The 19,139-nt window shown below is 73.2% G+C and carries 20 protein-coding genes; 9 read left to right on the forward strand and 11 right to left on the reverse strand.

Annotation, left to right across the window (positions count from 1 at the left end; translation table 11 throughout):
• Positions 1-19: 19 nt before the first annotated feature.
• The 3 genes from B351_RS16425 to B351_RS0107655 are packed head-to-tail and all read left to right on the forward strand — an operon-like array spanning position 20 to position 2,399.
• Complete coding sequence (locus tag B351_RS16425; protein ID WP_019398461.1) at positions 20-331, forward strand: hypothetical protein; 312 nt, start codon at positions 20-22, stop codon at positions 329-331.
• A gap of 12 nt (positions 332-343) precedes the next feature.
• Positions 344-2,032, forward strand: a complete 1,689-nt coding sequence (locus B351_RS0107650; RefSeq protein WP_019398462.1) for a PepSY domain-containing protein — start codon at positions 344-346, stop codon at positions 2,030-2,032.
• On the forward strand, positions 2,025-2,399 hold the full coding sequence (locus B351_RS0107655; RefSeq protein ID WP_026010491.1) for a DUF3325 domain-containing protein: 375 nt from the start codon (positions 2,025-2,027) through the stop codon (positions 2,397-2,399). The genes B351_RS0107650 and B351_RS0107655 overlap by 8 nt, the downstream gene beginning before the upstream one ends.
• On the opposite strand, the gene B351_RS0107660 is transcribed toward B351_RS0107655, so the two are convergent.
• From B351_RS0107660 to B351_RS0107685, 6 genes are all read right to left on the reverse strand, one after another.
• Entirely contained in the window at positions 2,341-2,838 is a 498-nt protein-coding gene (locus tag B351_RS0107660) for an arsinothricin resistance N-acetyltransferase ArsN1 family B (RefSeq protein WP_019398463.1), read from the reverse strand. The two genes, B351_RS0107655 and B351_RS0107660, sit on opposite strands and share 59 nt — an antisense overlap.
• A gap of 53 nt (positions 2,839-2,891) precedes the next feature.
• Complete coding sequence (locus tag B351_RS0107665) at positions 2,892-3,272, reverse strand: tautomerase family protein (RefSeq protein WP_019398464.1); 381 nt, start codon at positions 3,270-3,272, stop codon at positions 2,892-2,894.
• Between the two features lie 98 nt (positions 3,273-3,370).
• Complete coding sequence (locus B351_RS0107670) at positions 3,371-4,123, reverse strand: SDR family NAD(P)-dependent oxidoreductase (RefSeq protein ID WP_019398465.1); 753 nt, start codon at positions 4,121-4,123, stop codon at positions 3,371-3,373.
• Positions 4,120-4,629 (reverse strand): GNAT family N-acetyltransferase, encoded by a 510-nt coding sequence (locus B351_RS16430; RefSeq protein ID WP_019398466.1) that lies wholly within the window; start codon positions 4,627-4,629, stop codon positions 4,120-4,122. The genes B351_RS0107670 and B351_RS16430 overlap by 4 nt, the downstream gene beginning before the upstream one ends.
• Positions 4,630-4,655: 26 nt before the next feature.
• Positions 4,656-4,787, reverse strand: coding sequence for a hypothetical protein (locus B351_RS18120; RefSeq protein ID WP_019398467.1), 132 nt, complete (start codon positions 4,785-4,787; stop codon positions 4,656-4,658).
• Complete coding sequence (locus B351_RS0107685; RefSeq protein WP_232207905.1) at positions 4,784-5,995, reverse strand: MFS transporter; 1,212 nt, start codon at positions 5,993-5,995, stop codon at positions 4,784-4,786. The genes B351_RS18120 and B351_RS0107685 overlap by 4 nt, the downstream gene beginning before the upstream one ends.
• A 130-nt stretch (positions 5,996-6,125) precedes the next feature.
• On the opposite strand from B351_RS0107685, the gene B351_RS0107690 reads away from it, so the two are divergent.
• Together B351_RS0107690 and B351_RS0107695 are read left to right on the forward strand one after the other, a co-directional pair.
• On the forward strand, positions 6,126-7,064 hold the full coding sequence (locus tag B351_RS0107690) for a LysR substrate-binding domain-containing protein (RefSeq protein WP_026010492.1): 939 nt from the start codon (positions 6,126-6,128) through the stop codon (positions 7,062-7,064).
• A gap of 82 nt (positions 7,065-7,146) precedes the next feature.
• Positions 7,147-8,715, forward strand: a complete 1,569-nt coding sequence (locus B351_RS0107695) for a phospholipase D family protein (protein WP_019398470.1) — start codon at positions 7,147-7,149, stop codon at positions 8,713-8,715.
• A 10-nt stretch (positions 8,716-8,725) separates the two neighbouring features.
• Here the strand turns inward: B351_RS0107695 and B351_RS17975 are convergent, their stop codons facing one another.
• From B351_RS17975 to B351_RS0107710, 4 genes are all read right to left on the reverse strand, one after another.
• The gene (locus tag B351_RS17975) at positions 8,726-9,055 is read right to left on the reverse strand and encodes an HD-GYP domain-containing protein (RefSeq protein ID WP_232207906.1); all 330 of its coding nucleotides are present in this window, start codon (positions 9,053-9,055) and stop codon (positions 8,726-8,728) included.
• Positions 8,977-9,339, reverse strand: a complete 363-nt coding sequence (locus tag B351_RS17980; protein WP_232207907.1) for an HD-GYP domain-containing protein — start codon at positions 9,337-9,339, stop codon at positions 8,977-8,979. Before B351_RS17980 ends, B351_RS17975 begins: the two co-directional genes overlap by 79 nt.
• A 31-nt stretch (positions 9,340-9,370) precedes the next feature.
• Complete coding sequence (gene mfd / locus B351_RS0107705) at positions 9,371-12,871, reverse strand: transcription-repair coupling factor (protein WP_026010493.1); 3,501 nt, start codon at positions 12,869-12,871, stop codon at positions 9,371-9,373.
• 71 nt (positions 12,872-12,942) lie between these two features.
• Entirely contained in the window at positions 12,943-13,488 is a 546-nt protein-coding gene (locus B351_RS0107710; RefSeq protein ID WP_026010494.1) for a GNAT family N-acetyltransferase, read from the reverse strand.
• 84 nt (positions 13,489-13,572) lie between these two features.
• On the opposite strand from B351_RS0107710, the gene B351_RS0107715 reads away from it, so the two are divergent.
• A complete protein-coding gene (locus B351_RS0107715) occupies positions 13,573-14,493 on the forward strand; it encodes a cation diffusion facilitator family transporter (protein WP_019398473.1) in 921 nt (306 codons plus the stop codon).
• 6 nt (positions 14,494-14,499) lie between these two features.
• On the opposite strand, the gene B351_RS0107720 is transcribed toward B351_RS0107715, so the two are convergent.
• On the reverse strand, positions 14,500-15,360 hold the full coding sequence (locus B351_RS0107720; protein WP_019398474.1) for a 23S rRNA (adenine(2030)-N(6))-methyltransferase RlmJ: 861 nt from the start codon (positions 15,358-15,360) through the stop codon (positions 14,500-14,502).
• A gap of 45 nt (positions 15,361-15,405) precedes the next feature.
• On the opposite strand from B351_RS0107720, the gene creB reads away from it, so the two are divergent.
• The 3 genes from creB (at position 15,406) to creD (ending at position 18,985) form a co-directional block, all read left to right on the forward strand.
• The gene (gene creB / locus B351_RS0107725; RefSeq protein ID WP_019398475.1) at positions 15,406-16,092 is read left to right on the forward strand and encodes a two-component system response regulator CreB; all 687 of its coding nucleotides are present in this window, start codon (positions 15,406-15,408) and stop codon (positions 16,090-16,092) included.
• Positions 16,093-17,532, forward strand: coding sequence for a two-component system sensor histidine kinase CreC (gene creC / locus B351_RS0107730; RefSeq protein WP_019398476.1), 1,440 nt, complete (start codon positions 16,093-16,095; stop codon positions 17,530-17,532).
• Between the two features lie 94 nt (positions 17,533-17,626).
• On the forward strand, positions 17,627-18,985 hold the full coding sequence (gene creD, locus B351_RS0107735) for a cell envelope integrity protein CreD (protein WP_019398477.1): 1,359 nt from the start codon (positions 17,627-17,629) through the stop codon (positions 18,983-18,985).
• The last annotated feature ends 154 nt before the right edge of the window (positions 18,986-19,139 follow it).

The following is a 19,139-nucleotide window of genomic DNA, read 5'->3' on the forward strand; positions in this document are numbered from 1 at the left end:
CCCCGCAGGAGACGCAGCCATGTCCGCCACGTCGATCCGTTCCCGCCATCCACGCCTGCAGCTTGCCGCGCGGGTCGGTGCCGGCGTGGTGGGCGGCTATGTCTTCGCCTGGGGCTTCATTGCCGCTGGCATGGCGTTGATGTTCAAGGCCGGGATGGAATTCCACGACGCCGAGTTCGTCGCAAGCGCGCTGGGCCTGCTGCTGTGGCTGGCGGTGCTGCTGGGCGTGGTGGCCGGGCGCCGCAATCCGGCCTGGGCCTGGCTGGGGCTGCTCGGCGGCGGTGCGCTGCTGGCGGCGCTGGGCTCGTTCGTGCAATCGACGATGGCCTGAAGGAGACCACGCATGTTCCAGAACTTCCGCCAGGCCATGGCATGGCTGCATACCTGGTTCGGCCTGGTCCTCGGCTTCGTGCTGATGGCCGCGTTCTTCTTCGGCGCCCTGTCGGTGTTCGACCGCGAGATCGACCGCTGGGCGCTGCCGGCCACGCGCTTCGAGCCGCAGCCCATGCCCTCGTTCGAACGGGTGCTGCGGCCGGCGTTCGAGCGCCTGCAGCCAGACCCGGCCCTGGTCGAGGCGATGCGCCCGCGGGTGGATGGGCCGATGCCGGAACGCTTCGACCGCATCGCCTACTGGAGCGCCTACACCACGCATCGCGATCCGGTGTTGGCGATCTACGCCGGCTGGGAAGTGCCTGGCGCCAGGGACCCGGACGAGCAGCTGTACGCGCTGGGCACGATCGATCCGCGTGACGGCTCGGCGCTGCGGGACGACCAGCTGAAGATCGGCAGCGGGTTCTTCTACCCGATGCACTACAGCCTGACCGTGGACTGGAAGAACCTGGGTTTCTGGATCGTGGGCCTGGCCGCCATGGCGATGCTGGCGGCCCTGGTCAGCGGCGTGGTCATGCACCGCAGGCTGTTCCGCGAGCTCTTCACCTTCCGCCCCGACCGTGCCCGCCTGCGCAGCGTGCTGGACCTGCACAACCTCACCGGCGTGGTCGCGCTTCCGTTCCACTTCTTCTTCGCCTTCACCGGACTGCTGATCTTCGCTTCGACCTACTACTTTCCGGTTGGCCACACCCAGCTGCACGACCTGCACGAGTTGCACGAGAAGCACGAGGCCGCCGCACTGGGCCTGCCGCACGGCCGTTCCGGCGTGCCTGCGGGGCTGGCCAACGTGGATGCGATGGTGGCCGAGGCGCAGCGACGCTGGGAGGCGCGGGGCATGGCCGGCGATGTCGGTTTCCTGGTGCTGCAGCACGTGGGCGATGCCAACGGCTACGTCAGCGTGTACCGCGCTGGCACCGACCGCATCGCCCTGGTCGGGCAGGGCATCCACTTCAAGGCCGATACCGGAGAGCTGCTGCGCGAGGATCCGCCGGCCACGCCGGCGGCGCGGGTGGCGGAGTTCCTCACCGGCCTGCACCTGCAGCATTTCCGCCACTGGCTGCTGCGCTGGCTGTACGTGCTGGGCGGACTCAGCGGGGCGGCATGCATCGCCACCGGCTTCCTGTTCTTCGTGGAGAAGCGCAAGCGCCAGCATGCCGCGCGCGGCAGCCAGGGGGCGCGCATCGTCGACGCACTGGCGGTGGCCGCGGTGACCGGCATGGTCCTGGCGACCCTGGGCATCCTGGTGGCCAACCGCGTGTTGCCGGAAGACCTGGCCGGGCGCGGCGACTGGGAGCGCTGGGCGTTCTGGGGCACCTGGCTGGCGTCGCTGGTGCATGCCGCCTGGCGCAGCGCGCCGGTGGCGCGCGGACTGCCCAATCCGGCCTGGCGCGAGCAGGCCTGGGCGATCGCGCTGCTGGCCGTGGCCGCGCCGGTGCTGAACTGGATCACCACCGGCGACCACCTGCTGCGCACCCTCGGCCAGGGGTACTGGCCGGTGGCGGGCGTGGACCTGTCGCTGCTGGCGGCCGCGATGATTGCCGGTTCCGTCGCGGTCCGGCTGGGGCGAAAGGCCCGCGCTGCCGCGGCCGCAGCCGCGCTGCGCGAGGCCGAGGCGGGGCAGGGGGAGGCGGTGCATGCCTGATGCCTTCCTGCATGCCGCGACCCTGCTGGCCTGCGTGGCCGGCATGGGCTGGCTGGCGCTGGCAATGGACGTGCATGCGCGCCAGGCCTGGGGCAGGGCGCTGGCGCCGGGCGCTGCGCGCCTGCTGCGGGTGCTTGGCGGCACGGCGCTCGTCGTCGGCCTCCTGCTGGCCCTGGCCGCCGACCACGCCAGCATGGCGGTACTGGTCTGGGTGATGGCCCTGGCCGGTGCGGCGCTGGCGGTGGCGTTCGCCCTGGCCTGGCGTCCGCGCTGGTTGCGCTGGCTGGCGCCGTGGATCGGCGTGGCGGTCAGGACCCCTGCAGCATCAGCTGCCAGTAGCCGACGTCGATCCAGCGGTCCTGCTTGAAGCCGACCTCGCGGAAGCGGGCCACGTTCTGGAACCCGAGCCGTTCGTGCAGGGCGACGCTGGCCTCGTTGGGCAGGGCGATGCCGCCGATCGCGGCATGCAGCCCGGCCTTGCGCAGCCCGTCAAGCAGGGGCGAGTAGAGCGCCTTGCCGATGCCGCGGCCGGTGCGGGCCTGGTCGAGGTGGACCGTCGTCTCGACCGAGTAGCGGTACGCGCAACGCCCCTTCCAGCGCGATGCATGGGCGTAGCCGAGGATCGTGCCGGCTTCCTCCGCGACCAGCCATGGCAGGCCGCCATCGAGGGTTTCGGAGATGCGCGCGGCCATCTCCGCGGTCGCTACCGGCTCGGTCTCGAAGGTGATGCAGGGGCCGGCGACGTAGGGGTTGTAGATCGCGGCGATGGCCGCGGCATCTTCGGGCGTGGCACTGCGGATCTGCATGCGGGCTCCGGTGCGCGGGTGGGCCTGCGGATGCTACCGCGGCCCGCGGCCGGTCAGGCGTGGATCAGGCGGCTGCCGGCGAAGGACCAGTTCTCCCAGGTGGTTTCCTTGAAGCACACCATCACGTGCTCCGGATCCAGGCCCTGGGCGGCCAGCCGTTCCATCAGGTCGGCCAGCAACCGTTTCTTAACTTTCACGCTGCGGCCCACCGACCACAGGATCTCTATCAGGACGAAGTCCTCGCCGCGTGGCGAGGACAGGTCCGGATAGCTGGGGTCGTAGCGGAAGTCCGCCGCGTCCAGCTCGATCACGCGCTGGAAACGGTCGGTCTCCGGTACCCCGGAGGCGACCAGGGCGGCGTGCACGGCATCGAGCAGGCGGGTCTTGAATTCCGCGCTCTTGGGCTTGCGGACGGTGGCGGTCACCAGCGGCATGACGGTACTCCTTGCGCGGGATGCCGGGGCAGCATATGTCCGCCCGGCGCCCACGTGCGCCGGGCGCCATATTTCCGTTGCGGAACGGCGGGCCGGCGCTACAGGCCGCCGGTGACCGCAAGCACGCTGCCGGTCACGTAGGACGCCTGCGCGGACAGCAGCCAGGCCACCGCCGCGGCGACTTCCTCGGGCTGGCCGGGACGCTGCATCGGGATGCGCGCGGCGACCCGCGCCGCGCGCCCGGGTTCGCCGGCGCGCGCGTGGATGGTGGTGTCGATGGTGCCCGGTGCCACCGCGTTGACGTGGATGCGGTGTGGCGCCAGTTCGCGCGCCAGGCCCACGGTGAGCGCTTCCAGCGCGGCCTTGGAGGCGGCATAGGCCACGTATTCGCCGGGGGAGCCGGTGCGCGCGGCCACCGAGCTGATGTTGACGATGTCCGAGCGTGCCTGGCGCCCGCGCCAGCGCCGCGCGGCCTCGCGGCACAGGCGCACCGGCGCGGCCAGGTTCACCGCGAGGATGCGTTCCAGGTCGGCGTCGTCCAGCGCCTCGATCGGGCCCAGCCGCCCGGTCACGCCGGCGTTGTTGACCAGCGCGGCCACCGGTCCCAGTGCCTCGGCGGCATCGAACAGCCGGGGCGCGGCATCGGCGGCGGTGACGTCCAGGCGCAGCGCCCGGCAGCTGCGCGCGGACGGATCCAGCGCCGCCTGCAGCGCGGCCGCTTCCGCATCCGGGGACGAATGGGTGAACAGCACCGCATGGCCGCCGGCATGCAGCCGTTCGACGATGCAGCGGCCGATGCCGCGGCTGCCGCCGGTGACGATCGCCACCGGACGCGTGTGGGAAGGGCTCATGCCTCGACCTCCGGGGCCGGATCCGTGGATGGCGTGCCGCCTGCCTCGACCGGCGGCAGCTCGCATTCCATCACGATGTTGCAGCGGGCGTACCGGGGGTGCGGGCCGCGGTGCACCGCGCGGAAGCCGAAGGCCTCGTAGAGGTGGATGGCGGCCCCCAGGCGCGTGTTCGAAAACAGGCGCACGCGCCTGGCGCCCAGCTGGCGCGCCCGCTGCAGCGCCGTGGCCAGCAGGATCCGGCCCCAGCCCTTGCCGCGTTCGCCGGCGGCCACGGCCATGCGCGCCAGCTGCATCACCCCGTCCTCCTCGCGCAGCAGCGCGCAGGCACCGATGACCTCGCCGCGGTTGCTGAGGGTCAGGATCGAGCCGCCCTCGCGCACGATCCGCATCGGGTCGCGTGCCAGCGCGCGGTCGGCTTCCTCGAGCCGGAAGTACTCGCCGATCCAGGCTTCGTTGAGGCGGATGAAGTCGGCGGCATGCTGTTCGTTGTCGTAGTGGATGCGCATCGGAACTCCATGGAGCGGGGTTGGGGTCATCCGCACAGCGCCGTGGTCCAGGCGCCCAGCCAGGCGGCGACCACGCGCGGGTGCAGCCAGGCCGCGAACAGCAGCACGCACGCCACCGCGGCGGCCAGCAGCGCGACGGCGGCGCGGAGGCGGCTCATGCGGCGGCCGGCGCGGGGGAGCGGAGCAGCGGGCGGTCGTCGATCGGCCAGTGCAGGGCGGCGGCGAGCACGCCCAGGGCGATGGCCAGCAGCCACACCAGGACGTAGGAACCGGTCGCCTCGAACACGCGCCCGCCCATCCACACGCCCAGGAACGAGCCCAGCTGGTGGCCGATGAACACCAGGCCGAACAGGGTGCCGAGGTAGCGCAGCCCGAACACCCCGGACAGCACGCCGTTGGTCAGTGGTACTGTGCCCAGCCACATCAGGCCCATGACCGCGGCGAAGGGGTAGAGCGTCCACGGCCCCGGCGGCAGCAGCACGAACAGGGCGATGGCGACACTGCGCGCCAGGTAGATCCCGGCGAGCAGGTACTTGGGCCGGTAGCGGCCGCCGAGCACGCCGCAGGCGTAGATCCCGGCCACGTTCGCCAGCGCGATCGTGGCCAGCGCGGCCACCGCCGCCTCCGGCGCCAGGCCGCGGTCGGCCAGGTAGGCGGGCAGGTGGTTGGCGATGAAGGCCAGCTGGAAGCCGCAGGCGAGGAAGCCCAGGTTGAGCAGCCAGAAGCCGCGATGGCCGCAGGCCTCGCGCAGGGCTTCGCCCAGCGCCTGCGGGGGAGCGGACTGCGCACCGGCGGCCGGGCGCGGTTCGCGCAGCACCCGCGCCAGCGGCAGCACCAGGGCGAACGCCGCGGCACCGGCCAGCAGCGCGCCCTGCCAGCCCAGGCCTTCGATCAGCCCCTGCGTCGCCGGCACCAGCAGGAACTGGCCCAGTCCGCCCAACGCGCCGGCCATGCCCACCGCCCAGGCCCGGCGCTCGCCGGGCACCTGGCGGCTGACCGCGGCATAGACCACGCCGAACGCGGTCCCGGCCAGGGCCAGGCCGGTGACCACGCCCGCCGCCAGCACGAACCCGGCGGCGCTGGTGGCGCGGGTCATGCCGTACAGCCCGAGCACGTACAGCACCACGCCGCTGGCGACGACGCGCCCGGAGCCGTGGCGGTCGGCGACCATGCCCGCCAGCGGCTGGGCCAGGCCCCAGACCAGGTTCTGCACTGCAAGGGCCAGGGCGAACAGTTCCCGCGACCAGCCGCGGGTCCCGGTGACCGGCAACAGGAACAGGCCCTGCACGTGGCGCAGGCCCAGGGCCAGGCCCATCACCACGCCGGCCGCCGCCACCACCATCCACACCCGGGCCCGGGTTCGCATGCGGTCATGGAATCCTCGGGGATGCGGGGAGTCATGGCGGCGATCCGTGTAAGCTGCGGTTGCCGCCATTAACCGTGGTCGGAGCGTCCGGCTCAAACGAGATTTCGGACTGCACGCATGCGCTGGAGGAATGCGAGTGGACCTGCACCGTTTGCCTTCGCTGGACCTGCTGCGCGGCTTCGTCGCCGTCGGACGGCGGCTGAGCATCACCGAGGCCGCGCGCGAACTGTGCCTGACCCAGTCGGCGGTCAGCCGCCAGGTGCAGGCGCTGGAGGAGCAGCTGGGGACCCGGCTGTTCCGCCGCGGCCATCGCTCGCTGGCCTTCACCGCCGAGGGGGAACGCCTGTTCCGCAGCGCCGACGCCGCCCTGCAGCAGCTGCAGGACGCGCTGGGCGCGGTGCGCGAGCGCGCCCGCAGCCGGCCGGTCACGGTCAGCGCCACCATCGGCTTCACCGGGCTGTGGCTGCTGCCGCGCCTGAGCCGGTTCCAGGCCCGGCATCCCGGCGTGGACGTGCGGGTGTCGGCGCACAACCGCGTGGTCGACCTGCGCAACGACGGGGTCGACCTGGCGATCCGCTACACCAGCGCCGAACGCGCGCCGCCCGGGGCACGCCTGCTGTTCCATGAGACCGTGGTCCCGGTCGCCAGCCCGGCGCTGCGAGTGGGCGCGCTGGAGGGCCCGGAAGCGCTGGCCGGGCTGACCCTGCTGGAGTTCGAGAAGCCCGGCTATCCCTGGATCCAGTGGCTGCCCTGGCTGGCCTCCATCGGCTGGGGCCAGGCACGCCCGCGCGCGATCCTGCACTTCAACCAGTACGACCTGGTGATCCAGGCCGCGCTGGCCGGGCAGGGCATCGCCCTGGGCCGGCGCGAACTGGTGCGGCCCTTGCTGGAGGAGGGGCGGCTGGTGGTGCTGGACCAGCTGCCGGCGCCGGCGTCTTCCGGGCATGGCTACTGGCTGCTGCAGGCCGAGGCCGAGTTGCGCCCGGAAGTGGCGGCGGTGGCTGCCTGGATCGAGGACGAGGCAGGCCAGGAGGCGACCGCGCCGCTGCATCGGCTGCTGGCCGAGTAGGCCGGACACGGCGGCGCGCCCGCATGCGGCGTCCTCGCGGGTCCGTGCCTACAATCCGCCGATCCACACCGGCGAGGGCGCGATGAAGGCGAAGGCGAAGAAGGTCCTCAAGTGGCTCGCGCTCGGCCTGGCCGTGTTCGCCATGGCCTCGCTGCTGTCGCTGTACGCCTACGGCCGCTTCGCCGAGCGCGCGCGCGGCGAGGTGGTCATGGCCCTGCCGCTGGCCGACGCGCAGACCGCGATCGACCGCGCGGTGGTGCCGCTCACCGACGCGCGCCCGGGCCAGACCGGCATGGTGATCCTGGGCGACAACCTCGACGCCTTTGCCGTGCGCGCGATGACCGCGCGTTCGGCCGGGCGCAGCCTGGACCTGCAGTACTACATCTGGCACGACGACTTCACCGGCAACATGCTGCACAACGAAGTGCTGCGCGCGGCCGACCGCGGGGTGCGCGTGCGCCTGCTGCTGGACGACATGAACGTGCATGGCAGCCACTCGGTGCTGGCGGCGCTGGACAGCCACCCCCTGATCGAGGTCCGGCTGTTCAACCCGACCCGGGCCCGCGAGGGCACGCTGGCGCGCGGCGTGGAGCTGCTGCTGCGCTTCGTCAGCCTCAACCGGCGCATGCACAACAAGATCTGGCTGGCCGACGGCCGCATCGCGGTGGTGGGCGGGCGCAACATCGGCGACGAGTACTTCGACGCCGCCGCCGACGTGAACTTCATGGACACCGACGTGGCCATGGTCGGCAGCGCCGCGCGCCAGGCCGAGGAGGTGTTCGACGCCTACTGGAACAGCGCCAGCGCGATCCCGCTGGCGGCGCTGGTCGATCCGGCGCCGGACGCGCTGGACAGGGTGCGCGCGAGCCTGGACGCGGGCCTGGGCTCGGATCGCGCCGGCCCCTACCTGGAGCGCCTGCGCGCCTCCGAGCGGGTGAGCGAGCTGCTGCAGGGCCGGGGCAGCGTGCACTGGACCGAGAACGCCATGCTGGTGTCCGACCCGCCGCAGAAGGCCGAGGGCGCGCCGCAACGGCCGGACTGGATGACCCCGGTGCTGGTCGCGCGGGTGAGCACCGCGCGCCGCGAGCTGAAGCTGATCTCGCCGTACTTCGTCCCGGGCCACGCCGGCCTGGAGTGGCTTTCCGGCATGCGCGGGCGCGGGGTGGAGGTGAGCATCCTCACCAACTCGCTGGCGGCCAACGACGTGCTGGCGGTGCACGGCGGCTACGCCGGCTACCGGGTGCCGTTGCTGCGCGCCGGGATCGCGCTGTATGAGCTCAAGCCGCATGGCGCGGTCGACACCAGCCTGTTCGGCTCCAGCGGCGCCAGCCTGCACACCAAGGCCTACGTGGTCGACGGCAGCCACGGCTTCATCGGCTCGTTCAACCTCGACCCGCGCTCGATCAAGCTCAACACCGAGATGGGGCTGATGTTCGACCATCCCGGCGCGGCGGCCGAGCTGGAGGCGCTGTACGCGAAGAAGACCTCGGCGCAGACCGCCTACCGCCTGGCCCTGGAGGACGGCCGCCTGCGCTGGCACGACGACGCGGCGCAGCCGCCGGCCACCTGGGAACGCGAGCCGGAGGCAAAGGCCTGGCAACGCGCCGCCGCGCGCGTGATCGGCTGGCTGCCGCTGGAATCGCAGCTCTGAGGCCGGCGCCTCAGGCGTCCGGATCGCGGCGCAGCACCGCCTCGAGCTGGCGGTAGACCTCCGGGTCGATGCGCCGGCCACGCTCGGCGGCCAGCGCTTCCAGCGCCGCGCGCGCCGGCAGGGCCGGCCGGTACGGGCGGTCGGACGTCATCGCGTCGTAGCCGTCGGCCGCGGCCAGGATCCGCGCCTCCAGCGGGATCGCGTCGCCGGCCAGGCCGTCCGGATAGCCGCTGCCGTCGTAGGCCTCGTGGTGGTGGCGGATCAGGCGCGCCACCTGCGCGGCGTCGTCGTGCTCGGTGGCGCGGAACAGGCGCTCGCCCAGTTCCGGATGCAGGCGCATGCGTTGCCGCCGCGCCGCGCCGCGTCGAGCCGGCCCGGATAGAGCAGCACGTCGTCGCGCACGCCGATCTTGCCGATGTCGTGGAAGCGCGCGGCCAGGGCCAGGTGGGCCAGGCGCTCGCGGTCCAGGTCGAAGCGCTGGCCAAGCAGCGCCGCCAGGCGGCAGACGCGGTCGCAGTGGCCGTCGGTGTAGGCGTCGCGCTGCTCGAGGGCCAGGGCCAGCGCACGGAGCGAAGCGCTGGCGCGGCCAAGCGGCAGCGCCAGCGCGGGGATGGGGTCGGGCATGTGGGGGCGGGGGAGGAGCGGTGGCGGGCGCTCAGCTGGGGGAAAGGGCGGTGAGCAGTCCGCGCGCGGCGTTGAAGCGGTCGGCGGGTTCCGGCAGCGGCAGCCGCACCTTGAGCTTGTCCGGGCCGTCCATCGCGTACAGCTTCGGCTGCTGCTGGATCATGCGGATCACCGACATCGGATCGACCTTCGGCTTGGCCTCGAACACGATGCGGCCGCCGTTCTCGCCCAGCTCCAGCTTGCGGATGCCCAGGGCGTCGCACTGCCGCTTCAGCTCGGCGATGGCGAACATGTTCTTGACCGCGTCCGGCAGCAGGCCGAAGCGGTCGATCATCTCCACCTGCAGTTCGCGCAGGGCCTCGCCGTCGCCGGCGCTGGAAATGCGCTTGTACAGGGTCAGGCGGGTGTGCACGTCCGGCAGGTAGTCCTCCGGGATCAGCGCCGGCACGTTGAGCACGACCTCGGCGCCGCGGGTTTCCTCGCCGGCGTCCAGGTCCGGCAGCTTGCCCTGGCGGATGCTGCGCACGGCCCGCTCCAGCAGCTCGGTGTACAGGCTGAAGCCGACCTCGGCCATCTGCCCGCTCTGGTCCTCGCCCAGCAGCTCGCCAGCGCCGCGGATCTCCAGGTCGTGGGTGGCCAGGGTGAAGCCGGCGCCCAGCTCGTCCATCGAGGCGATCGCCTCCAGCCGCTTCTCCGCGTCCGGGGTCATGGCGCGGCGGTCCGGCGGCACCAGCAGGTAGGCATAGGCGCGGTGGTGCGAGCGGCCGACGCGGCCGCGCAGCTGGTGCAGCTGGGCCAGGCCGAAGCGGTCGGCGCGGTTGATGATGATGGTGTTGGCGTTGGGGATGTCGATGCCCGACTCGATGATCGTGGTCGCCAGCAGCACGTTGAAGCGCTGCTTCTGGAAGTCGAGCATCACCCGCTCCAGCTCGCGCTCGGGCATCTGCCCGTGGGCCACGCCGATGCGCGCCTCCGGCACCAGTTCCTGCAGCTGGCGCTGCATGCGGCCGATGCTTTCGACGTCGTTGTGCAGGAAGTACAGCTGGCCGCCGCGCGACAGCTCGCGCTGGAACGCCTCGCGCAGCTGGTTGTCGTCCCAGGGCACGACGAAGGTCTGCACCGCCAGCCGGTTGGGCGGCGGGGTGGCGATGATGCTGAGGTCGCGCAGGCCGGCCATGGCCATGTTGAGCGTGCGCGGGATAGGGGTCGCGGTCAGGGTCAGCAGGTGCACGTTGGCGCGCAGCGCCTTCAGCGCCTCCTTCTGGCGCACGCCGAAGCGCTGCTCTTCGTCGACGATGACCAGGCCCAGGTCCTTGAACTTCACGTCCGGCTGCAGCAGGCGGTGGGTGCCGACGATCACGTCGATCTGGCCGCTGGCCACCTTCTCCAGCTCGGCCTTGATCTCCTTGCTGCTCTTGAAGCGCGACAGCACCTCGACCTTGAGCGGCCAGTCGGCGAAGCGGTCGCGGAAGTTGCGGTAGTGCTGCTCGGCCAGCAGGGTGGTGGGCACCAGCACCGCCACCTGGCGCCCGGCGCTGGCCGCGGCGAAGGCCGCGCGCACCGCGACCTCGGTCTTGCCGAAGCCGACGTCGCCGCAGACCACCCGGTCCATCGGCTGGCTGGACTGCAGGTCGCGCAGCACCGCCTCGATCGCCGCGTGCTGGTCCGGGGTCTCCTCGAACGGGAAGCCGGCGGCGAAGCCCTCGTACATGGCGCGGTCGATGTCCAGCGCCAGGCCGGCGCGGGCCTTGCGCCGGGCCTGGATCTCCAGCAGCTCGGCGGCCACGTCGCGGACCTTCTCCTGGGCCTTGCGCTTGGCCCGGGTCCACTGCTCGCCGCCCAGCGAGTGCAGCGGCGCGGTCTCCGGCGAGGCGCCGGAGTAGCGGCTGACCAGGTGCAGCTGGGTGACCGGCACGTACAGGCGGTCGCCCTTGGCGTACTCGATGTCCAGGAACTCGCCGGGCATGCCGCCGATGTCCATCGCCACCAGGCCGCGGTAACGGCCGACGCCGTGGTCCTCGTGGACGATGGGCGCGCCCTCGGTCAGCTCGCCCAGGTCGCGGATGATCGCCTCCGGCTCGCGCCCGGCGCGGCGCGCGCGCCGCGGCTGGGTGGCGCGCTCGGGGAACAGCTGGCGCTCGGTGAGCACCACCAGCCGTGGCTCGTCCAGGGCGAAGCCGTCTTCCAGCGGCGCCACCGCCAGGGCGAAGCGCTCGTCGCCCTCGAGGAAGGCGGGGAAGCCGGCCACGGTCTTCGGCTGCAGCCCGGCGGCCTGCAGCACTTCCAGCAGGGCCTCGCGGCGGCCGGGCGAGTCGGCGGCCACCAGCACCCGGCCCGGGTAGCTGGACAGGAAGCTGCGCAGGGCCTCGCCGGCGCGCGGCTGGTCGGGCCCGGCGATCGGCAGCGCCGGCGCCGGCTGGTCGCCGAGGGCGGCGGCGTCGGCGGCGTGGGTGTGTTGCGGGCCGCACACCTCGATGCGGATGCCGCGGTTGAGCTGCTCGCGCAGCGCGTCCGGCGGCAGGTACAGCTCGGCCGGCGGCAGCACCGGGTGCTCGACGTCGTGCCGGCGCTGCTCGTAGCGGTTGCCGGCCTGCTGCCAGAACGCGTCGGCGCAGGCGCTGGCGCCGTCGGCCAGCACCGGCAGCACGCTCACCGGCAGGTAGTCGAACAGCGTCGCGGTCGATCCGGAACCATCGCGGCTGGGGGCGAAGAACAGCGGCAGGTAGTACTCGATGCCAGCCGGGGCAATGCCGGCCTTGAGGTCCTGGTACAGCGCGCTGCGCCGGGTATCGACGTCGAAGCGCTCGCGCAGGGCGTCCATCACCCGCGCCAGGCTGGCCTCGTCCATCGGCGTCTCGCGCCCGGGCAGCATGTGCACCGCCTCGATCTTCTCCAGCGAGCGCTGGCTCTCCGGGTCGAAGCGGCGGATCGAGTCGATCTCGTCGTCCAGCAGCTCGATCCGCAGCGGCGCCTCGGCGCCCATCGGGTAAACGTCGAGCAGGCCGCCGCGCACGGCGAAGTCGCCCGGGTCCAGCACCTGCGGCACGTTGCGGTAGCCGGCCGATTCCAGCCGGCGCTTCTCCGCGTCCAGGTCCAGGCGCTGGCCGGTCTTCAGGTCGAAGCTGCTGCCGGCGATGTAGCGCAGCGGCGGCAGCCGCTGCAGCAGGGTCTGCACCGGCACCACCACGATCCCGCGCTCCAGCCGCGGCAGGCGCTGCAGCGCGGCCAGGCGCTGGCTGATGATGTCCGGATGCGGGCTGAAACGGTCGTAGGGCAGGGTCTCCCAGTCCGGGAACGGCACCACCGGCAGGTCGGCCCCGGCGCCCAGCAGGGTCAGCAGGTCGGCCTCGACCTGGTGCGCGGACAGGGTGTCGCGGGCCACGAACAGCAGCGGACCGGGATGGGCGCGGGCGGCGCGCACCAGGTGCCAGGCCAGCGCGGAGGGCGAGGCCGGCGCGTTCCACCAGGCGCGGGCCTGGCCACGCCGGGGAAGCGGGGGAATGGGAGACACGGCTCGGTTCGACAACGACATGAGCCGTCCATTGTACCGGGCGGGCGCGGGCGGCCCGTGCGCACCCGACCGGGTGCGTCCGCGCGCGGCGCTCAGCGGCGCGCCAGGTCCAGCACCACCCGCACCAGCCCGGCCGGGACTTGCGCCTCCGGCTCCGGGCGGAAGCCCAGCGATTCCGCCAGCTCCAGCATCGGCACGTTGCTTGCGGGAATGTCGCCGAACAGGCGGTCAACGGCGCGGCCGCGGCCCCACTTCACCAGCTTCTGCAGCAGGTGCCGGCCCAGGCCCAGGCCGGCCACGTAGCGGGCCAGCAGGATCGTGCATTCGGCCTGGCGGGTGCCGGGCACCCGGCGCGCGCGGCCGAGCCCGGCGATCATCGCCTCGCCGGGCGGGTAGGGCTCGGCGCCGACCAGCAGCAGCTCCTGGCGTGGATCGGGGCGGGCCAGGCGGCCGGCCTCGTCCAGGTCCAGCCCGCCTTCGCCGCCGGCGAAGCGGACCCGGATCTCCTCCGGCCCCAGCAGCCCGAACGCGGCGTGCAGCGGCGCGGCGTCTTCCGGGCGGATCGGACGGATCAGGATGGCCCTGCGGTTGGGCAGCACGAATTCCTCGTGCCAGGGGGGAAGCCGGTTGCGTGGCATGGGTCCGATATTCCCACATCGGGCTGCACGCGGGGAGCCGGGGGGCCTTGCTAGACTCCGCCGGCCCCGCGACGGAGGACAGGCATGGCCGGCAATGGAGATTCCACGCGCGCGATCTTCTTCGCGCTGGGCGCCAACCTGGCGATCGCGCTGGCCAAGGGCGTGGCCGCCTTCGTCACCGGCTCCGGGGCGATGCTCGCCGAGACCGTGCACTCCTTCGCCGACTGCGGCAACCAGCTCCTGCTGCTGCTGGGGCTGCGCCAGTCGAAGCGTCCGGTGAGCCCGGAGTACCCGCTGGGCTACGGGCGCGCCATCTACTTCTGGTCCTTCCTGGTGGCGGTGATGCTGTTCAGCGTCGGCGGCATGTTCTCGGTGTACGAGGGCGTGCACAAGCTGCAGCATCCCGAGCCGCTGGAGCAGTGGTGGTGGGCCGCCGGGGTGCTGGTGTTCGCCATCGTCGCCGAGGGCATTTCCATGCGCGCCTGCCTGCGCGAGGTGGACAAGGCGCGCGACGGCCGCTCGCTGTGGGGCTGGTTCCGCGAGAGCCGCCAGGCCGAACTCGTGGTGATCTTCGGCGAAGACCTGGCGGCGCTGACCGGCCTGGTCCTGGCCCTGGTGGCGGTTGGCCTGGCGGTGCTCACCGGCAACCCGCTGTGGGACGCGCTGGGCACCATCGCCATCGGCCTGCTGCTGATCGTGGTCGCGGTGCTGGTGGCGATCGAGGTCAAGGCCATGCTGATCGGGCAGAGCGTCGATCCCTTCCTGCAGGCGCAGATCGCCGAGTTCCTGGCGGCGCGCCCGGAGATCGCCGAGGTGCTGCACGTGATCACCCTGCAGCAGGGCCACGACGTGCTGGTCTCCACCCATGCGCGCATGCGCCGTTCCCACGATGGCCCGGCCATGCTCGAGGACATCGACACCGTCGAGCGCGCGCTCAAGGCGCGGTTCCCGGTGGTGCGCTGGAGCTTCTTCGAACCGGAGGGCGAGGACCGCCCGGCCGCCTGAGCGCGCTCAGCCCTCGTCGCGCCGGAGCCACTCCAGCCTGGTCGAGGCGCCGGCCTCGCCAAGGTGGCGCTGCAGGAACGGCAGGGCCGGGGCGATGGCCTCGTCCAGCTTCCACGGCGGGTTGATGAGCGCCATGCCGCTGCCGTTGAGGCGCAGCGGCGAGTCGTCCGGGCGCACCAGCAGCTCGGCCAGCAGCACCGAGCGCGCCGGCAGCCCGGCCAGCTTGCGGAAGAACGGCTGCAGCGAGCGCCGCTGCTTGACCGGGTACCAGATCGCCACGCCCGCCTGCGGCCAGCGCTGCAGGACCTCGCGTACCGCCGCCACCACCTTCGGGTATTCGGCTTCCTGGGCCTCGTACGGCGGGTCGACCAGCACCAGTCCGCGCGCGTAGCGCACTCCGTCCACCCGCGGCGGCAGCAGGGCGCGCACCGCGTCGTAGCCGTCGCGCGCGTGCACCGCCACGCGCCCGTCGTGGGCGAACAGCGCCTTCAGTTCCGCTGCTTCCTCCGGCTGCAGTTCGCAGGCGGCCAGGCGGTCCTGTTCGCGCATGGCCTGCGCGGCCAGCAGCGGCGAGCCGGGGTAGGCGAGCAGGGCGTCGACCGGGTTGATCGCCGCCACCGCGCGCAGGTAGCGCTCGACCGCCGGCGGCGCTTCGCCGCGCCCGGCCAGGGCGAGGATGCCGCCGGCCGCCTCGCCGGTGCGGCCGGCGGCCTCGCCCTGCAGCAGGTAGCGGCCGCGGCCGGCATGCGTGTCGAGCACGAAGAACGGACCGTCCTTGCGCAGCAGGGCGTCCAGGTGCGCCAGCAGGACGACGTGCTTGAGCACGTCGGCATGGTTGCCGGCATGGAAGGCGTGGCGGTAATTCATGCGCGCAGCATAGCCGCCGCCATGGGGCGCGACTATGCTTGGCCGATGCCATCCGCGCCGCTGATCCTCATCGTCGACGACGAACCGGCGATCGCCGACACGCTGCTCTATGCCCTGCGCAGCGAGGGCCTGCAGGCCGAGCACTGCCTGCTCGGGGGGCAGGCGGTGGAGCGGGTGCGCGCCGGCGGGGTCGACGTGCTGGTGCTGGACGTGGGCCTGCCGGACATCGGCGGCTTCGATGTGTGCCGCCAGGTGCGCGCGTTCAGCGGCGTGCCGGTGATCTTCCTCACCGCGCGCGGCGAGGAGATCGACCCGGTGCTGGGCCTGGAACTGGGCGGCGACGACTACGTGGCCAAGCCGTTCTCGCCGCGGGAGATGGTGGCGCGGGTGCGCGCGCGCCTGCGCCGGCACCCCGCCGCGGGCGCGGACGCAGCCTGGCTGGAACGCGGCGACTTCGCCGTGGACCGCGCCGGGCACCGCATCCACTACCGCGGCCGGCCGCTGGACCTGACCCGCTACGAATACGCCCTGCTGGAGGCCCTGCTGCAGCGTCCCGGCGCCATCCTCAGCCGCGCCCAGCTGATGGACCGGGCCTGGGACAGCGCCGCCGCCAGCGGCGACCGCACCGTGGACACCCATGTCAAGACCCTGCGCGCCAAGCTGCGCGCCGCCGGCGTGGAGCCGGACCCGATCCGCACCCACCGCGGCCTCGGCTACGCGATCGAGGCCTGAATGCGCCTGGGCCTGCGCCTGTTCCTCGGCTTCTTCCTGATCGTGGGCCTGGCCGCGTTCTTCGTGCTGCAGGTGTTCGTGGACGAGGTCAAGCCCGGCGTGCGCCAGGCCATGGAATCCACCCTGGTCGACACCGCCAACGCGCTGGCGGTGATGGCCGCCGCCGACCTCAAGGCCGGGCGCATCGCCGAGGGCGACTTCGCCCGGCAGCTGGCCGAGGCGGCCAGGCGCGACCCGGGCGCGCGCATCTGGGACGTGCCCAAGCGCGGCATCGACCTGCGGGTGACCGTGACCGATGCCCGCGGCATCGTCGTGTACGACTCGCGCGGGCGCGACCTGGGCCGCGACAACTCGCGCTGGAACGACGTCTACCGCACCCTGCGCGGCGAGTACGGCGCGCGCTCCAGCCCCGAGGCGCCCGGCGACCACGCCCACACGGTGATGCACGTGGCCGCGCCGGTGCACGACCCCGACGATCCGGGACGGCTGATCGGCGTGCTGACCGTGGCCCGCCCGAACCGCAGCCTGGAGCCGTTCATCGAGGCCGGGCAGCGGCGCATGCTGCACCAGGGGGCATGGCTGGTCGGGCTGTCGGCGCTGGTCGCGGTGCTGGTCACCGCCTGGCTGTCGCGCCGCATCGGCCGCCTGGCCCGCTATGCGCGCGCGGTGGCCGCCGGCGAGCCGGCCGCACCACCGCCACCGGGCCGCGACGAGCTCGGCGACCTGGCGCGGGCGCTGGAGGACATGCGCCGCAAGCTGGAGGGCAAGGCCTACGTGGAGCAGTACGTGCAGTCGCTGACCCACGAGATGAAGAGCCCGCTGGCGGCGATCCGCGGCGCTGCCGAGCTGCTGCAGGAACCGCTGCCGGAGGCCGAGCGCCAGCGCTTTGCCCGCAACATCCTGCAGCAGCAGGGGCGGCTGACCGAGACCATCGACAAGCTGCTGGCCCTGGCCGAGGTCGAGCAGCATGGCTGGCTGCAGCGGCGCGAGCCGGTGGACCTGGCGGAGCTGGCCGCCGCGGTCGCGGCGGCGGGCGAGCCGCGCCTGGCCGCGGCGGGCGTGGACCTGTGCCTGGAACTGCCAGCGCAGCCGCCGCGCGTCGCCGGCGATCCCTTCCTGCTGCGCCAGGCGCTGGGCAACCTGCTGGACAACGCCCTGGCCTTTGCTCCGCGTGGCAGCACGTTGGTGCTGGTGCTGGCGGAGGAGGGCGGTCAGGCGGTGCTGCGCGTGCTGGACAGCGGGCCGGGCGTGCCGGATTACGCCCTGGAGCGGGTGTTCGAGCGCTTCTACTCGCTGCCGCGGCCCGACGGCCAGCCGCGCAGTTCCGGCCTGGGCCTGCCGTTCGTGCGCGAGGTCGCGCGCCTGCACGGCGGCAGGGCCTGGCTGGCCAACCGCGCCGGCGGCGGCGCCGAGGCCGGCCTGGCGCTGCCGCGCGGCTAGCCGCAAGCCGACTTCACCCTGGCTTCAAACACGCCCCATTGCCCCGCCACGCACGCCGTCGAGGATGCGCCGCAGTCCACCGCGGAGCATTCTGATGACTTCATTCAAGCTGTTGTTGCGGTTCCTCACCGTCGGCGCCCTGGTGCTGTTGCTGCTGGTGCCGCTGGCGATGATCCGTGGGCTGGTCCAGGACCGCCAGATACACCGCGCCGAGGCGGTGCAGCGGGTGGCCGAGGGCATGGCCGGGCCGCAGCGGCTGGCCGGACCCCTCAGGGTGGTGCCCTGGACCGCGACCCGGCGGGTGAACGCGGCCGGCGCCGATGGCCGCCTGGAACTGCGCGAGGAAACCGTGTCCGGCTACCTGGTGCAGGCGCCGGCCACGCTGCACGCCGGCGGCGTGCTGCTGCCGGAGGCGCGCCGGGTCGGCCTGTACGACGTGCGCGTGTTCCGCTGGCAGGCCGAGCTGGAGGCGACGTTCGAGCCGCTGGCCCTGCCGCGCGTGGACGGGCGCCGCTACGGCACCCCGTACCTGGCATTCGGCCTGGGCGACGTGCGCGGGCTGGTCGGCACCCCGGTACTGGAGGTCGATGGCGCCGCGGCGCGGCTGAGCGCCGGCACCGCCGACCTGGGCGGCCGCCTGGACGGCGTGCATGCGCGCCTGGTGCCGCCGGCCGCCGATGCGAGCCGACTGGAGGCCTCGCGCGCGCGGCTGCGGATGGATCTGGCCGGGACCCGCTCGCTGGCGATCGTGCCGGTCGCCGACAGCAACGAAGTCCGGCTGCGGTCGGCCTGGCCGCATCCCTCGTTCGGCGGGCGCTTCCTGCCCAGCCAGCGCGAGGTCGGCGCGGAGGGATTCAGCGCCAGCTGGAGCGTGTCCTCGCTGGCCAGCGCGGCGCGCGCCCAGGTGCTGGCCGCGGTGGCCGATCCGGCGACTGGCCAGGCCGCGTCGCGCCCCGGCGCGCCGGCGGACTGGGACAGCCTGGAGGTGGCCCTGGTCGATCCGGTCGACGCCCACACCCGGGTGGACCGCGCCACCAAGTACGGGGTGCTGTTCGTGGTCCTGACCTTCGTCGGCTTCGCCCTGCTGGAGCTGGTGCGGGGGCTGCGCATCCACCCGCTGCAGTACCTGATGGTGGGCCTGGCCCTGGCGGTGTTCTTCCTGCTGTTGCTGGCCCTGTCCGAGCACGTCGCGTTCGGTCTGGCCTACCTGGCCTCCGCCGCGGCCTGCATCGGCCTGCAGTTCGCCTACGTGTCCGGGGTGCTGCGCAGCTGGTGGCGCGCCGGCGTGTTCGCCGGGCTGCTGTCCGGGCTGTACGGGATGCTCTACAGCCTGCTGGCGGCCGAGGACCACGCGCTGCTGATGGGCTCGCTGCTGCTGTTCGGCGTGCTCGCCCTGGTGATGCTGGTCACCCGCCGCATCGACTGGTACGAGCGTTCGGCGAGCCTGGGCTGACGGGGCGCCGGCGCGGCCCCGGGTGGCCTGGCCATCCGGGGCCGGCTGCGTTCAGCGCAGCAGGTCGCGGGCGACGTGGTCGAAGTGCTCCAGCGCCCGCGGCGAATCCGGGGCGCGGCGCAGCGACTCGACCGCCGCGCCCAGGCGGCGCGCG

Origin of the sequence: Pseudoxanthomonas sp. GW2 (assembly GCF_000283075.1) — a bacterium.
Taxonomy (GTDB): domain Bacteria; phylum Pseudomonadota; class Gammaproteobacteria; order Xanthomonadales; family Xanthomonadaceae; genus Pseudoxanthomonas.

What these genes read in the sequence shown, in the direction of transcription:
- B351_RS16425 (WP_019398461.1), top strand. Translation starts at nt 20, where the DNA reads ATGTCCGCCACGTCGATCCGTTCCCGCCATCCACGCCTGCAGCTTGCC.
- B351_RS0107650 (WP_019398462.1), top strand. Translation starts at nt 344, where the DNA reads ATGTTCCAGAACTTCCGCCAGGCCATGGCATGGCTGCATACCTGGTTC.
- B351_RS0107655 (WP_026010491.1), top strand. Translation starts at nt 2,025, where the DNA reads ATGCCTGATGCCTTCCTGCATGCCGCGACCCTGCTGGCCTGCGTGGCC.
- B351_RS0107660 (WP_019398463.1), bottom strand. Translation starts at nt 2,838, where the DNA reads ATGCAGATCCGCAGTGCCACGCCCGAAGATGCCGCGGCCATCGCCGCG.
- B351_RS0107665 (WP_019398464.1), bottom strand. Translation starts at nt 3,272, where the DNA reads ATGCCGCTGGTGACCGCCACCGTCCGCAAGCCCAAGAGCGCGGAATTC.
- B351_RS0107670 (WP_019398465.1), bottom strand. Translation starts at nt 4,123, where the DNA reads ATGAGCCCTTCCCACACGCGTCCGGTGGCGATCGTCACCGGCGGCAGC.
- B351_RS16430 (WP_019398466.1), bottom strand. Translation starts at nt 4,629, where the DNA reads ATGCGCATCCACTACGACAACGAACAGCATGCCGCCGACTTCATCCGC.
- B351_RS18120 (WP_019398467.1), bottom strand. Translation starts at nt 4,787, where the DNA reads ATGAGCCGCCTCCGCGCCGCCGTCGCGCTGCTGGCCGCCGCGGTGGCG.
- B351_RS0107685 (WP_232207905.1), bottom strand. Translation starts at nt 5,995, where the DNA reads ATGCGAACCCGGGCCCGGGTGTGGATGGTGGTGGCGGCGGCCGGCGTG.
- B351_RS0107690 (WP_026010492.1), top strand. Translation starts at nt 6,126, where the DNA reads ATGCGAGTGGACCTGCACCGTTTGCCTTCGCTGGACCTGCTGCGCGGC.
- B351_RS0107695 (WP_019398470.1), top strand. Translation starts at nt 7,147, where the DNA reads ATGAAGGCGAAGGCGAAGAAGGTCCTCAAGTGGCTCGCGCTCGGCCTG.
- B351_RS17975 (WP_232207906.1), bottom strand. Translation starts at nt 9,055, where the DNA reads ATGCGCCTGCATCCGGAACTGGGCGAGCGCCTGTTCCGCGCCACCGAG.
- B351_RS17980 (WP_232207907.1), bottom strand. Translation starts at nt 9,339, where the DNA reads ATGCCCGACCCCATCCCCGCGCTGGCGCTGCCGCTTGGCCGCGCCAGC.
- mfd (WP_026010493.1), bottom strand. Translation starts at nt 12,871, where the DNA reads ATGTCGTTGTCGAACCGAGCCGTGTCTCCCATTCCCCCGCTTCCCCGG.
- B351_RS0107710 (WP_026010494.1), bottom strand. Translation starts at nt 13,488, where the DNA reads ATGCCACGCAACCGGCTTCCCCCCTGGCACGAGGAATTCGTGCTGCCC.
- B351_RS0107715 (WP_019398473.1), top strand. Translation starts at nt 13,573, where the DNA reads ATGGCCGGCAATGGAGATTCCACGCGCGCGATCTTCTTCGCGCTGGGC.
- B351_RS0107720 (WP_019398474.1), bottom strand. Translation starts at nt 15,360, where the DNA reads ATGAATTACCGCCACGCCTTCCATGCCGGCAACCATGCCGACGTGCTC.
- creB (WP_019398475.1), top strand. Translation starts at nt 15,406, where the DNA reads ATGCCATCCGCGCCGCTGATCCTCATCGTCGACGACGAACCGGCGATC.
- creC (WP_019398476.1), top strand. Translation starts at nt 16,093, where the DNA reads ATGCGCCTGGGCCTGCGCCTGTTCCTCGGCTTCTTCCTGATCGTGGGC.
- creD (WP_019398477.1), top strand. Translation starts at nt 17,627, where the DNA reads ATGACTTCATTCAAGCTGTTGTTGCGGTTCCTCACCGTCGGCGCCCTG.